Genomic DNA, 14,053 nt, shown 5'->3' on the forward strand with positions numbered 1-14,053 from the left:
CGATACGTGCCTTAGACAAGTCGTATCCTCCCAGCTCAGAAGCGCATTCTCACGCTCCCACGCCCTACCACGACACTCCACCTGTCGGTGGATCGAGGCTTAGGGATCCCTTAACCGGCCGGCAGGCATAGTGGGGAGGTGGTCAGGACACGGACGGTGCGCATCGGGACCGGTGTGCTGCTGTGGCTCGCCGCCGCGGCCGCCGCGACGGCGGTCGGCATGGCGGCAGTCGGCATGATCGGCAGCGACATCTTCGGGTCGTCCCAGGAGCCGCTCACCCAGGCCGAGGTCGAGCAACGGCTCGCGACCCCCGACCCGACCGGCGACCCGGCCGGTGTGCCGTCGGGGTCTCCGTCACCGTCCCCGTCGGGCTCGGAGACCCCGGCCCCCACGCCGACGGACCCGCCGTCCGATGAGCCCGAGGTGGAGCCGACCACCCCCGCGGTCTCCGCACCGGTCAGCATCCCCGCCGACGGTGCCGGCACCGTCATCGCCCGGTGCAACGCCGACGGCACGGTGACCGTCGTCAGCGCCATTGCGAACCAGGGCTTCGAGGTCGACAGCGACGACGACGAGCGCGACGACCACCCCCAGATCAAGTTCGAGGGCGACGACGTCGAGGTCGAGGTCCGCCTCCGCTGCATCGACGGCGTCGTCACACCCGAGATCGAGCAGAAGACCGACGACTGACCCGCGCCCCATGATCATCAACCTTTCGTGCTGCTATCACGCAATGCCGTTAAGTTAGGGCGGTTTTGCTGGCCCGGCGAACTTTGATCTTGTGGGTGGCGTGGCTGGGTGGGCGGGTCTGGTCTCGTCGTTTGGCTTTGAAGGTGTTCCGGGGTGGTTTCTTGACGCGCTGCGTGACGCGGGCTCGTCGTGGCGGGTTGAGGTCGCTGCTGATGGCGGCGATGGCCAGGACGCGCGTGTTCTGGTCGAGTCGGCCGGCGGTGATGGTGTCTCGGGTGACGCGGATGGTGATGGTGAAGGAGATCCGGCGCGGGTCCACGCCGACGGTGTCCGCGGCGTCGGTTCTCAGGGTGCAGAGGGCTTGGTAGGTGACGAGCAGGGCGTAGATCTCCTGATCGACGAGGTCGGGTGACTTCGAGCGCAGGATGAACCCGGCGCCACGCAGTCGGGTCTTGAGTTCCTGGTAGCTGTTCTCCGATTCCCACCGCTGGTGGTAGGCCTCGGCGACGGCTCGGGCGGGCGCCTCGGCCGGGTCGAGCAGGGTGGTGACGAGCCTGATATCGCTGATGGTGACGGTATCGCCGACGTGGGTGGTGACTCGGTAGTCGACGATACGCACCGGGTGCCCGGGCATCGGAGGCTCCGGCCAGCCCCGCCGGGCGGCGGTGCGCCAGCGCTTCTTGTAGCGTTGCGCGGTGATCACTGACAGGTAGGAGCCGTCGTCGAGGATCTTCATGGCGGGGAAGTCGGCCTGTCAAGTTTTTCGTGTAAGACAGGGCAAACCTTTACCTTGATGTGACTTTTCTAGGTGAGTCTTCCGGGGAATTCCACGACCAGGAAGTTGAGTGCTTTCTTCCATCCATGGGTTCCGGTGCCTGATGCTCCTCCTCGTTTCCGGCTGATGTTACGGATCCCGAGAAAGAGCAGCTTCATGGCGGCGTCATCGTCGGGGAAGTGGCCGCGGGTCTTGGTGATCTTCCGCAGCTGGTAGTTGATTGATTCGATCAGGTTCGTCGTGTAGACGATTCGGCGTAGCTCGGCCGGGTAATCCAGGAACGGGATGAACTCGTTCCACGCATTCTTCCACACCTCGATCGCGCCGGGATACTGCTGCCCGAAGTTCTGCTCGAATTCTTTCAACGCGATCTCGGCCGCGGCGACGCCGGGAGCGGTGTAGATGTGACGCATCGCCGTGGCGACCTTTTTCCGGTCGCCGTAGGAGATGAATCGCATCGTGTTGCGGATGACGTGCACGACACAGGTTTGCACGGTGACCTTGTCGAACACGCTGCGCGCGGCGTCAGGCAGCCCGGTGAGCCCGTCGCAGCACAGGATGAGGACGTCGCGCAGGCCCCGGTTGCGCAGCTGCGTGAGCACGTGCGCCCAGAACTTCGCGCCCTCCTCCGCGGCGATCCAGATCCCCAGCACGTCCTTCAACCCGTCGACGTCGACGCCCACGACCAGGTGTGCGGACTTCAGCGTGACCGAGCCGCGGTCGCGGACCCGGATCCGGATGGCGTCGACGTAGACGATCGGGTAGACCTCGTCGACCGGCCGGTTCTGCCACAGTGTGATCTCGTCCACGACCACGTCGGTGATCTTGGAGATCAGCGCCGGCGACGTGTTGATGTCGTAGATCTCCTTCAGGTGCGCCTCGATCTCCCGGGTCGATAGCCCGCGCGCATACAACGACAGAATGATGTCCTCGATCGCGCCGACACGCCGGGAGTGTTTCGGCACGATCTGCGGGGCGAATGTCGAATTCCGGTCTCGTGGCACGGTCACGTTCACCGGGCCGGCCGTCGTCGCGACCGTTTTGGCCGAACGCCCATTCCGGGAGTTCCCCGATCCGCGCCCAGCCGGATCACCGGGCTCATAACCGAGATGATCGGTCATCTCGGTCTCCAACGCCCGCTCCAGAACTCTCGACGTCAACCGATTCAACAACCCATGAACACCATCAACCGGTGTCCCGGACGACTCGGCATCCGCCAACAGATTATCAATCGCCTCATCCGGCAACACCGCCGCCAACCGACGAGCTGCCTCATCCGAGGAATCGACAACCTTCTCCTGCTCCGACACAAAGAATCCTCTCGCGGCCACGACGCAAACACGCCCGGACCAATCCTGGCCCACCCGGCCTTACACGAAAGATTCAACACGCCCGGGGAAGTCGGCGTTGCCCTTGATCCGCCAGATCAGGTCCGCGCCGGTGCTGGTGGCGATCTGGGCGAACAACCGGTGACCGAAGTTGCGGTCGGCGAGCACCAGCATCCCCGGACGCATCGCACCGATCAGCCGCTGGGTCAGTTCCTGCTCGCTGTGCCGGCACGCGTCGAACACCGCGTCGATGATCGCGTGGGTGGCGCATTCGATCAGCGCGACCAGCCGCACCTGTGCGAACCCCGAGGGCGTGCCGATGTGGCCGAACGCGGCCACGTTGGCCGCGGTGTCGGCCAGGTCCAGGGCGGTGCCGTCGAAGGCGACCAGCCGCCGCCCGAACAGCCACGCTCCCGCCGCGTCGGGCGCCGCGCGTGGGCCTCGGACCCGGTCGAACAGCAGCCGCAGCGGCGTGACGCCCAGGCGTTTGCGGGCCTGGCACAGCGCCGACGCGCTCGGCACGACCAGCCCCCGCAGGTACCCGAACGTGCTGGTCAGCCAGCACATCACCATGCGGTATCCCGGCGGGGAATGCGAGTCGGCGCCGCAGAACACGCATAACCCGAGCACGAAGACCATCACCGTCCGGGCCGGCAACAGCCGCCGCCGCTGCTCGCGCACACCGGCCTGCTCGATCACCTCGTCCAGCAGCTCCGGACAAAGATCACTTTCCAGTGCGCCCAGACTCACCTCGCCCGATCGCCACGTGGCAGACTCAGAACTCACAGGGCCCTCCGGCAGACGATGATCTTCGACAATCACCGTTCTAACGGAGGGCCCTGCCCACGAACCCCACCGACACGCCGCTGACCAGCACAAACCGCCCTAACTTAACGGCATTGTGCTATCACGACGCAAAAGGTTGATGATCATGGGGTGTACGCACGCGTCTAGATGTTGATCGGGTGTCCCGAGATGCCGTGGATGGCCTCCTTGACGGCCTCGGACAGCGTCGGGTGGGCGTGGATGTTGCGGCCGACCTCGTCCGCCGTCAGGTCCCAGAGCTGCGCCAACGTGAGCTCGGGCAGCAGCTCGGTCACGTCAGGGCCGATGAGGTGGGCGCCCAGGAGCTCGTTGTGCGCGGCGTCGGCGACGATCTTGACGAAGCCGACGGGGTCGCCGAGGCCGTGGGCCTTGCCGTTGGCCATGAACGGGAACTTCGAGACCTTGACCTCATGCCCCAGCTTGCGAGCCTGCTCCTCGGTGTAGCCGAAGCTGGCCACCTGCGGCTGGCAGTACGTGGCCCGCGGGATCATGTCGTAGTCGATCGGCATGGTCTCGACGCCGGCGATGGTCTCGGTGGCGACGATCGCCATGGCCTCGGCCGCGTGCGCGAGCAGCAGCTTGCCCGTCACATCGCCGATGGCATAGATGCTGGGGACGTTGGTGCGCAGGCGGTCGTCGACCTCGATGGCGCCGCGCTCGGTCAGCCGCACCCCCGTCTTGTCGAGGCCGTAGCCGTCGACGCGCGGGGCGAAGCCGATGGCCTGCAGGACCTTGTCAGCCTCGAGAACCTCCTGCTGGTCGCCGGAGGTCACCGTCACCTTCACGACGTCGCCGGAGTCGTCGATGGCGTCGACGCGGGTCGACGTGCGGACGTCGACGCCGAGCTTCTTGTACTGGCGGGCGAGCTCCTTGGAGACGTCGGGGTCCTCCAGCGGCAGCATGCGGTCGAGGAACTCGACGATCGTGACCTGGACGCCGTAGTTGGCCATGACGTAGCCGAACTCGACGCCGATGGCGCCGGCGCCCGCGATGACGATGCGCTGCGGCAGCTCGCTCTCGAGGATCTGCTCCTCGTACGTGACGACGCGCTCGCTCAGCGACGTGCCGGGCAGCAGCCGGGTCGTCGCGCCGGCCGCGACGATGCAGTGCTCGAACGTCACCGTCTCGTTGCCGCCGTCGTTCAGGCGGACGTCCAACGTGGTGGCGTCGGTGAACGTGCCCCAGCCGTCGAACTCGGTGATCTTGTTCTTCTTCATCAGGTAGTGCACGCCCTTGACGCGGCCGTCGGCCACGGTGCGGCTGCGCTCGTACGCCTTCGAGTAGTCGGCCTTGACCTCGCCCTCGAAGACCAGCCCGAAGGTGTCGGCCTCGTTCTTGACGATGTGGGCCAGCTCGGCGTTGCGCAGCAGCGCCTTGCTCGGGATGCAGCCCACGTTGAGGCAAACGCCGCCCCAGTATTTGGACTCCACGACGGCCACGGACTTGCCCAGCTGCGCCGCGCGGACGGCCGCGGTGTACCCGCCCGGACCGGCGCCCAGGACGACGACATCGAAGTGCGCACTCATGGACCCCAGCCTAGAGGCCCGCCGTCCGGCCACGCTGCGAGCCGTGACACACAAGTGAAGACGATCTGAAGATGCCGGGTAGTTCACTCGATACCGTGAACGACTCCACCCGCCGCGCCGACCTCGAGCAACTGCAGATCCGAGTCTCACGCATCGTCGACGATCTCAAGGGCGCCCTCGACACGCCGCTCACGATCATGGCCGGCGGCGGGGCCTGGACCGGCACGCGCGCCGACGCGTTCGGCGCCGACCTCGACGGTCACAAGGCGGCCCTCCAGACGGCGGCGGACACGATCGCCGGGGACATCGCGGCCGAGGTCGCGTCGGCACCAGAGGACCCACCGGCATGACCGTCTTCTCCTCGATCACCATCGCCGGGCTCGAGGACCTCGTGGCGCGGATGCAGGTCTCTCTGAGCACCGTCATGGACTTCACCGGCCACCCCACCGGGCGGTCGGTGCGGTCGGACATGGACGGGCTCGACGTCTCCTCCCGCGGCTTCGAGGCGCTGGACCGGGTCCAGGACTGGATCGACGACGAGGCGCTCCCGGACCTGACCCGCCGGCTGAACCTCGCCCGCGTGCTCGAGAACCAGCAGCCCGGCGCACTGACGGTCCAGCTCGACGAGGCGCTGGTCGAGCGGATGTCCACCTCGACGGCGGAGGCCAGCGGCCGTGAGCTCGCCATCGCCCTGAAGGACCTGGGCGGCGTCAACGAGGGCTTCGACGAGCTGATGGCCGAGCTCGAGGAGCTGGCCGACGATCCGGACGCGATGTCCGCCTTCTACGCCGAGCTCGGCCCCGAGGCCGCCGCCATGCTGGCCGGGTCGATCGGCATGCCCGACGGCGGCGCCGGCGCGAACGCCCAGCGTTACCTGGAGCTGATGAGCCAGGGACTGTCCACCGCCCTGCTCGACGCCGACCACCCCGACGGCTGGGGCGCGATGTACGAGTTCCACCAGCCGACCGACGACCCCATGGTCGCCTGGGGCCGGCTGGCGCTGCTGCAGTACGGCAACTTCTCCGGCCCCGATGCGCAGTCGTTCGTCCAGGGAACCGTCAACGGAACGGCGCTGGACGCGTTCGCCGGCGAGGATTGGGCGGACCCTGCCAACATCTCGGCCCAGTCGCTGACGCCGTCCGACACCACGACCGCCGGCCTGCCATCGGACATCACCGCGATGGCGTTCACCGTGCTGAGCCGGTATCCCACGATGGCCACGGAAGTGCTGACCGGGCAGGACATCTCGGTGCAGGAGCTCTTCGACCGGGTCGACCTGCTGAGCGGGTCACCGCCGGATCGGCATAGCGTCGCTGACGCGTTCGGGCTGGCCATCGAGGCCGGTGTCGGTGCGGAGGGCACCCCGCCGCGCACGGAGCACTCTCCTGAGGAGAACGAGCTCGCCTTCGAGTTCATCTCCGCCGTCGGGAGGCACAGGGAAGTGCCGGCCTCGATGAGAGACTCGCTCGGTCGGGTGGCGGCGGCGTACGTCGACGAGATGGTGGCGGGGTCCTTCGTCGATCCAGGCGAACGTCCCGGACGGCGCGACCCGTCGATGACCGATGCGCCGGCCGACTTCCCTGGCGACGCGGGCCTGACCCCGTCGTTCTACCTCACCCCGGACGTCGTCTACCTGTTCGTCGGCGGCTTCCAGGACCAGCTCGAGACGTCCATGCCCTTCGACACCGCCATGAGCACGCTGATGGACACTCAGCTCAACGCATCGATCCTGGCCGACCATGCCACCGATCCGCCCGGCACCCGGACGGCGGACTTGATGTCGCTGTTCGGCGGGATGTCGTCCTTGCACTACGAGGCACGGCGCAACTACGCCGCCGACTTCGACGCCCAGCAGCGCGAGATCCGGGACGGGCTGGCGAAGTTCTACAGCGCCGGCCTCGGACTCATCCCGGTGCCGGGCTCGGCGCACCTGCCGTACTGGGCACTGCAGATCGGCACGGGCGAGGGCCTCGCCGCGTGGGTGGACGGCGAGGGTACCGAGGGCCAGGTGGTCGCCGACAACGTCACCGAAGAGCACATGCGCTGGTACCTCATCGCCGAGAAGATGATCCAGAACGGGGTCGGCGCCGACGCGCTCGCCAGCGCGCCGGCCGGCCTCCTCGAGAACGGCCAACTCAGGCCGATGAACGAGATCTTCGCTGATGACGCCCTCGCGGACCAGTTCTACGACTGGGTCAACCCACCCACCGACGACGCACCGCCGAACGAGCTCAACGAGTCGGCCGACGAGGCCCAGCAGGGGTGGACCAGTGGCTGGGGCGAAGCCGAGAACTGGCTCGAGATGCTCGACCTGATCGAGGGCGACTGAACGGCGCCGTCGGAAGCCCGGTCAGAACAGCCGCGACGTCGGGTCGTCGACGCCGCGGAGGGCGTCGTAGTCGACCGTGACGCAGGCGATGCCGCGGTCGACGGCGAGCGTGCGGGCCTGCGGCTTGATCTCCTGCGCCGCGAACACGCCTCGCACCGGCGACAGCAGCGGGTCGCGGTTGAGCAGGTCGAGGTAGCGGGTGAGCTGCTCGACGCCGTCGATCTCGCCGCGCCGCTTCACCTCGACGGCGACGGCGACGCCCTGCTCGTCGCGGCAGAGGAGGTCGACCGGGCCGATCGGCGTCGGGTACTCGCGCCGCACCAGCCGCCAGCCGGCGCCGAACGTCTCGACCTGCTCGGCCAGCAGCACCTGCAGGTGCGCCTCGACGCCGTCTTTGACCAGGCCCGGGTCGAGGCCGAGGTCGTGGGTGGATTCGTGCAGGATCTCGTGCAGGTCGATCACCAGGCGGTCGTCGGTCTTGTCGTTCTGCACCGTCCACACCGCGGTGACGCCGTCCTCGCCCGGCTCCGGCTCGCGGACGGTGAGCGTGCAGGGCGGGCTCATCCAGTTCAGCGGCTTGTACGAGCCGCCGTCGGAATGCACCAGCACGCTGCCGTCGGCCTTCACCATGATGACGCGGGTGGCGAGCGGGAGGTGGGCGGACAACCGGCCGGCGTAGTCGACCTGGCAACGGGCGATGACGATCCTCACCGCCCGAACTCTAGACGGCGTACCGTGCGGAACACACGCACACGGACGTGCGGGGGCGGTCATGAATCGGATTGCGCTGATCGCGATGGGTCTCGTCCTGCTCGCCGTCGTCGGGCTCGGCGGCGTCGTCGTGCAGCGGCAGAGCGGGCGGATCGACGAGCTGGAGGCGGTCGTCCGCGACCTGCGGGCACGGGTCGACGACGGCGACGGCACCGGCCAACGGGCCGGCCCGGGCGACGCGGCCCGGCTGGACGAGATCGAGCGGCAGCTCGGCTTGGACGCGCCGTCCTGGCCGGCCGAGGACATCGACGAACGCATCACGCAGCTGGAGTGGGACTTGGCGCTGATCTGCGGTTACCTGCACCGCACCGGCGCCGCGGTGTTGTGCTGACCCGGCTCGGCCGGGTCGGCCGGCTCAGCCGGTGAGCGCCGCGGCGAGTGCGTCTCGCTGCGACCGGACCCACTCCTGGCTGCGCCGGATGTTGTCGCCGGCGCCGCCGTCCCACATGCGCGCCCAGCCGCCGCCGTCGTTCTCGGCGCGGTGCTTCATGGCGTGCCAGCTGCGGGTGAACCGGCGGTCGGCGACGTCGAGGAGGCCGGCCCGCTGGGCGGCGTCGAGCCCGTAGGCGTCGGCGAAGATCCGCATCCGGCGGCCGGCGTCGGCGTCGCGCAGCGCCGGGTCGCGGTCGGCCGGCGCGGCCAGCGGCGCCCAGTACCGCAGCGTCGTGACGACGTCGAGCAGCCGCGTGGTCGGCCCGGCGAAGTCGAAGTCGATGATCCCGACCGGCCGTCCGCCGGCGAAGATCGTGTTCTCGAACGTGATGTCGTTGTGCCCGACGACGTCCTCGGTGCCGCGCTCGATCACCGGCGGCACGCCGGGCAGGTCGACCGGCGGCGGCCAGCCGACCCCGTCAGGCAGCACGAAGCCGGCGGAGCAGTCGTGCAGCCGGCGCTGGATGACGGCGATCTCGCGCAGCGCGTCCTCCGTGGCCGCCCACGGCGCCAGCGGCCGGCCGCCCATCTCGCCGTCGAGGTAGGTGAGGATCTCGCGGCCCCGCTCGTCGAACCCCAGGAAGCGCGGCGCGTGCGCGAAGCCGGCCCGCTCCAGGTGCAGGAGGTAGGCGTGGACGGCGGCCGCGGCCTCGGCCGGGCGCCGCCGGACGGTGCGGCCGACGCGGACGACGCCGTCGCTGACGTCGCCGCCGAGCAGCGGCACCTCGACCACGTCGTCCAGGAAGGCGTCGACGGCGGCCCGGAACGGAGCCGGCCGCTCGACCCACGGGTAGTGCCCGCTGGCCTCGACGACGGCCAGGCGACCGGCCGGGAACCGCTCGGCCAGCGCGGCGACCGGCGCGAACCCGGTCATCGCGTCGTCGGCGCCGGCGACCACGAGCACCGGGGCGGCGACGGACGCGAGCCGCTCGGCGAGGTCGACCGGCGGGTCGACACTGAAGTACGCGCGGTTGGCGGGCAGGTCGTAGCGGCCCTCGGCGGCGTGCCGCTGCTCGGCCGGGCCCCAGTGGGCGTAGCTGGACGGCGCGACCCGCCGCTGCCAGTCGTTGAAGCCCTCGTCGTCGAGGACGGCGGGCCCTTCGGCCAGCGCGGCCCAGGCGTCGGCGAAGGCCGGCTCCGTCGTGCTGAGGCGGCCGGCGATCTTCCCCGCGTCCGGCTCGGCGTCAACGAGGTGGACGGACGGCGGCGTGAGGAGCAGCAGCGCCGCGACGTGTTCCGGGTACTGCACGGCGAAGGCGACGGCGAGCCGGGTGCCGGCGGAGTGCCCGGCGACCAGCAGGCGATCCTGCCCGAGGTGCCGGCGCAACGCGTCGAGGTCGTCGGCCTGCCGCCAGTACGAGGCCGCCTCCAGTTGGTTCGGGCGGTCCGGCGCAGGCGCCGGTGACTGGCCGATGCCGCGCAGGTGCGGGATCACCAGCGGGTACCGGTCGGCCAGCCCGGCGAGATCGCCCAGGTAGACGGGGTGCCGCGCGGCCCCTCCCGCCAGGACGACGACCGGCGGGCCGGCGGCATCCGGTCCGGCCAGCTCGTCGTAGTGCAGGGGCGTTGTGTCATCGGCGCGGTAGGTCGGCACGCCAGGACGCTACCGCGTCGCCGCCGGCCGGGGCCTGGGGCCCGGCCGGCGGCCCGTGGGCCGGTGACGGGGCCCGGCGACGGCGCGTGGGCCGGAGCCGGGGGCCGGTGACGGCCCGTGGGCCGGTGACGGCCTCGTCGCCGCGCTGGAGCTCTGCCGTCGGATGCGATTGCAGAGCTCCATCGCGCGATGGAGGTCTGCAATCGAATGAGATGGCAGACCTCCAGCGGGCCGGACTGGCGGGGCGGGCGGCGGCAGGCGGCAGACGGGCGGTGGGCGGCGGGCGGCGGCGGCGGGCGGCGGCGGCGGGCAGCGGCGGGCAGCGGCGGGCGGCGGTACACCGTTGCCCGCGCTACCCGCCCGTCCTCACTGGAAGTCGCGGGAGCGGTGCCGGGCGTGCAGGGCGCGGGCGGCCTCGGGGTGCAGCTCGGCCAGCGAGGCGAGCTTGTCGGCGACCAGGTTGATCACGCCGTCCTTGCGCTCCAGGATGCCCCGCACGATCATGCAGGCGGCGTTGCGGGCGACCCGCCGGTGCCGTTGCCACAGCCCGCCGCCGCAGACGACGTTGAGCATGCCGGTCTCGTCCTCGATGTTGAGGAACGTGATGCCGCCGGCGGTGCCGGGGCGCTGCCGGTGCGTGACCACGCCGGCGACGGTGACCCGGCGGTTCGGCTCGGCGGCGGCGAGGGCCTCGACGGCGAGGATGCCCTCGCGGCGCAGCAGTGGCCGTAGGTGCGCGATCGGGTGGCTGCCGGGTGAGATCGAGGTGGCCCACAGGTCGGCCAGGGTCAGCTCGACGTCGCTCATGCCCGGCAGCGCCGGCGCCGGCGGGGTCGCGGTGACGGCCTCGAGCTGGCCGGCGGTCTCGACGTAGCCGGCGTTCCACAGCGCCTCGCGGCGGGTGAGGCCGAAGCCGTCGAACGCGCCCGCGGTGGCCAGCGCCTCCAGCTGCCGGGCGTCGAGGCCGGCCCGGCGGGACAGGTCGGTCGGGTCGCGGAACGGCCGGTCCTCGCGGGCGGCGACGATCGCCTCGGCGGCCGGCGTGCTGATGCCGCGGACGGAGTCGAGGCCGAGCCGGACCGCGTACCCGCTGTCGCGGCGGTGCTCGGGCGTCGGGTCGGGCGTGCCGGGGACCCACTCGGCAGGTTCGTGCTCCGGGGCCAGGCATTCGGCCCGCCCGGTGCCCCGGGGGTCGCCGTCGGGCTCGAGGCCGGCCGTGGCGCCGGAGCTCATGATGTCCGGACGCAGCACCTGCACGCCGTGCCGCCGGGCGTCGTGGACCAGCGACTGGGCGGAGTAGAACCCCATCGGCTGGGCCCGCAGCAGCGCGGCCAGGAACGCCGCCGGGTAGTGCAGCTTGAGCCAGGAGCTGACGTAGACGAGCTTGGCGAAGGACAGCGCGTGGCTCTCGGCGAACCCGAAGTTCGCGAACGAGAGGATCTTGGTGTAGAGCTGGTCGGCGACGGCGCCGGTGAGGCCCCGCTTCGCCATGCCGACGTAGAGCTTCTCCTTGATGCTCTCGATGCGCTCGACGCCGCGCTTGGAGCCCATGGCGCGGCGCAGCAGGTCGGCGTCGTCGGGGGTGCAGTCGCCGACGGCGATGGCCATCTGCATGAGCTGCTCCTGGAACAGCGGCACGCCGAGGGTGCGCTCGAGCACGGGCTTCAGGTCCTCGTGGACGTACTCGGCCTCCTCCTTGCCGGTGGCGCGGCGGATGTACGGGTGGACGGCGCCGCCCTGAATGGGGCCGGGGCGGATCAGCGCGATCTCGATGGCGAGGTCGTAGAACTTGCGCGGACGCAGCCGCGGCAGCGTCCCGATCTGGGCCCGGCTCTCGACCTGGAACACGCCGATGGAGTCGCCGCGGCAGAGCATGTCGTAGACCGCCGGCTCCTCCTTCGGCACGCTCTGCAGCTCCCACGCCTCGCCGAGATGCCCGGCGATCAGGGTGAACGCGTGGTTGAGCGCGCTCAGCATGCCCAGCCCGAGCAGGTCGAACTTGACCAGTCCCATCGACTCGCAGGCGTCCTTGTCCCACTGCAGGACGGTGCGGTCCTTCATGCGCGCCCACTCGATGGGGCACACCTGGCCGATCGGCCGCTCGGTCAGGACCATGCCGCCGGAGTGGATGCCCAGGTGCCGCGGCGCCCGCATGAGCTGGTTGGCGAGGTCGACGACGGCGCCGGGGATCTCGTGGTCGGCGACGTCCTGGCCGGCGACCGCGGACCAGCTGTCGGTCTGCTTCGACCAGGCGTCCTGCTGCCCCGGCGAGTAGCCCAGCGCTTTGGCGGCGTCGCGGACGGCCATCTTGGGCCGGTAGCTGATGACGTTGGCGACCTGGGCGGCGTTGCGCCGGCCGTACCACTCGTAGACCTGCTGGATGACCTCTTCGCGCCGGGCGGAGTCGAAGTCGACGTCGATGTCGGGCTCTTCGTCGCGGTTGACGGAGATGAACCGCTCGAACGGGAGGTCGTGGTAAACCGGGTCGATCGCGGTGACGCCGAGCGCGTAACAGACCGCCGAGCTGGCCGCCGAGCCCCGTCCCTGGCAGAGGATGCCTTCGTCGCGGGCGAACGCGACGATGTCGTGGACGATGACGAAGTAGCCGGCGAAGTCCTTCTCGTCGATGATCTTCAGCTCATAGTCGACGCGGTCGCGGGCGGCCTGCTCGTGCTTCACGCCGTGGTAGTAGCGCTGGAAGCCGCGCTCGACCAGGATCCGCAGCCAGCTCATCGCCGTGTGGCCGTCGGGGATGTGCTCCTTCGGCAGCCGCGGGCTGGCCTTGTGCAGGTCGAACGCGAGCTCGTCGGCCAGCTCGACGGAGCGCGCGACGGCGCCGGGGTAGGCGGCGAACTTGGCGGCCATCTCGCGGCCGGTCCGCAGCGACGCCGCGCCCCACGCCGGCAGCCAGCCGTTCATCTCGGTGAGGCTGCGCCGGGCCCGGATCGCCGCCATGGCCGAGGCCAGCCGGTGGTCGCCGGGGTCGGCGTAGTGGACGTTGTTGGTGGCGACGACGCGCAGCCCGCGGTCGGCGGCGAGGCCGGCCAGCAGCCGGTTGACGTCGTCGTCGCTGGGATGGCCGTGGTCGAACAGCTCGACCACCACGTGCTCGGGGCCGAACCTCTCCGTCAGCCGGTCCAGCTCGACGACGGCCGCGGACGGTCCCTCGGTGGCGAGAGCGGATCGGACCGCGCCCTTGCGACAGCCGGTGAGCACCAGCCAGTGCCCGCGTCCGAACTCGGCCAGCTCGTCGAGGCGGTAGTCGGGCTTTCCCTTCTCCTTGCCGCGCAGTTGTGCCTCGGTGATGGCGCCGGCCAGCCGGTGGTAGCCCTCGACGCCTCTGGCCAGCACGAGCAGGTGCTGGCCACGAGGGTCGGGGACGCCGTTCTGCGGCGCGTCGAGGCCCAGCGACAGCTCCGCGCCGTAGACGGTGCGCAGGTTCTCGGCGGCGTACTTCTGAGCGATCTCGGCGAACAGCGGCGCGCCGTAGAAGCCGTCGTGGTCGGTGAGCGCCAGCCCGTGCAACCCCAGCTCGATGGCCGCCTCGACCAGCCGGTCCGGCCCGCTGGCGCCGTCGAGGAAGCTGAAGTTGCTGTGCGCGTGCAGCTCGGCGTACGGCGTGACCGGCTCGTCCGGGCGGACCACCTCGGCCTTGCGTCTGTACGGCTTGCGCTTGCGCGACCCCGGGCCGTCCTCGGGCGGGACCGTCGGCCGGTCGGACAACCGGCGCTCCAGCTCGCCCCAGGGGATCGGCGGGTTGTTCCACCCCACGTCAGGACCTCT

Annotated in this window: 11 protein-coding genes; 4 read left to right on the top strand and 7 right to left on the bottom strand. The window is 70.4% G+C overall.

What is annotated here, in order from left to right:
• The first annotated feature begins 138 nt into the window (after positions 1 to 138).
• Entirely contained in the window at positions 139 to 690 is a 552-nt protein-coding gene (locus BLV05_RS31340; protein ID WP_152691174.1) for a hypothetical protein, read from the top strand.
• A 49-nt stretch (positions 691 to 739) separates the two neighbouring features.
• On the opposite strand, the gene BLV05_RS31345 is transcribed toward BLV05_RS31340, so the two are convergent.
• The 4 genes from BLV05_RS31345 to lpdA form a co-directional block, all read right to left on the bottom strand.
• Positions 740 to 1,426 (bottom strand): transposase, encoded by a 687-nt coding sequence (locus BLV05_RS31345; protein ID WP_083421447.1) that lies wholly within the window; start codon positions 1,424 to 1,426, stop codon positions 740 to 742.
• A gap of 68 nt (positions 1,427 to 1,494) precedes the next feature.
• Positions 1,495 to 2,724 (bottom strand): IS256 family transposase, encoded by a 1,230-nt coding sequence (locus tag BLV05_RS31350; protein WP_083421475.1) that lies wholly within the window; start codon positions 2,722 to 2,724, stop codon positions 1,495 to 1,497.
• A gap of 111 nt (positions 2,725 to 2,835) precedes the next feature.
• Positions 2,836 to 3,543 (bottom strand): IS4 family transposase, encoded by a 708-nt coding sequence (locus tag BLV05_RS31355; RefSeq protein WP_172860734.1) that lies wholly within the window; start codon positions 3,541 to 3,543, stop codon positions 2,836 to 2,838.
• Positions 3,544 to 3,743: 200 nt separating this feature from the next.
• A complete protein-coding gene (gene lpdA, locus BLV05_RS31360) occupies positions 3,744 to 5,144 on the bottom strand; it encodes a dihydrolipoyl dehydrogenase (protein ID WP_046768720.1) in 1,401 nt (466 codons plus the stop codon).
• Positions 5,145 to 5,239: 95 nt separating this feature from the next.
• On the opposite strand from lpdA, the gene BLV05_RS31365 reads away from it, so the two are divergent.
• Complete coding sequence (locus BLV05_RS31365; protein WP_046768719.1) at positions 5,240 to 5,494, top strand: hypothetical protein; 255 nt, start codon at positions 5,240 to 5,242, stop codon at positions 5,492 to 5,494.
• The gene (locus BLV05_RS31370; protein ID WP_046768718.1) at positions 5,491 to 7,473 is read left to right on the top strand and encodes a hypothetical protein; all 1,983 of its coding nucleotides are present in this window, start codon (positions 5,491 to 5,493) and stop codon (positions 7,471 to 7,473) included. Before BLV05_RS31365 ends, BLV05_RS31370 begins: the two co-directional genes overlap by 4 nt.
• A gap of 21 nt (positions 7,474 to 7,494) precedes the next feature.
• On the opposite strand, the gene nucS is transcribed toward BLV05_RS31370, so the two are convergent.
• The gene (gene nucS / locus BLV05_RS31375) at positions 7,495 to 8,184 is read right to left on the bottom strand and encodes an endonuclease NucS (protein WP_046768717.1); all 690 of its coding nucleotides are present in this window, start codon (positions 8,182 to 8,184) and stop codon (positions 7,495 to 7,497) included.
• A gap of 61 nt (positions 8,185 to 8,245) precedes the next feature.
• Here nucS and BLV05_RS31380 point away from each other — a divergent pair, with 61 nt between their 5' ends.
• Entirely contained in the window at positions 8,246 to 8,575 is a 330-nt protein-coding gene (locus BLV05_RS31380; protein ID WP_152690740.1) for a hypothetical protein, read from the top strand.
• Between the two features lie 24 nt (positions 8,576 to 8,599).
• Here the strand turns inward: BLV05_RS31380 and BLV05_RS31385 are convergent, their stop codons facing one another.
• Together BLV05_RS31385 and BLV05_RS31390 are read right to left on the bottom strand one after the other, a co-directional pair.
• Positions 8,600 to 10,270: an alpha/beta fold hydrolase gene (locus BLV05_RS31385; protein WP_083421449.1), complete on the bottom strand. Its 1,671-nt coding sequence runs from the start codon at positions 10,268 to 10,270 to the stop codon at positions 8,600 to 8,602.
• 366 nt (positions 10,271 to 10,636) lie between these two features.
• Entirely contained in the window at positions 10,637 to 14,041 is a 3,405-nt protein-coding gene (locus BLV05_RS31390; RefSeq protein ID WP_046768714.1) for an error-prone DNA polymerase, read from the bottom strand.
• Positions 14,042 to 14,053 lie beyond the last annotated feature (12 nt).

Source organism: Jiangella alkaliphila, assembly GCF_900105925.1.
Taxonomy (GTDB): Bacteria; Actinomycetota; Actinomycetes; order Jiangellales; family Jiangellaceae; genus Jiangella; species Jiangella alkaliphila.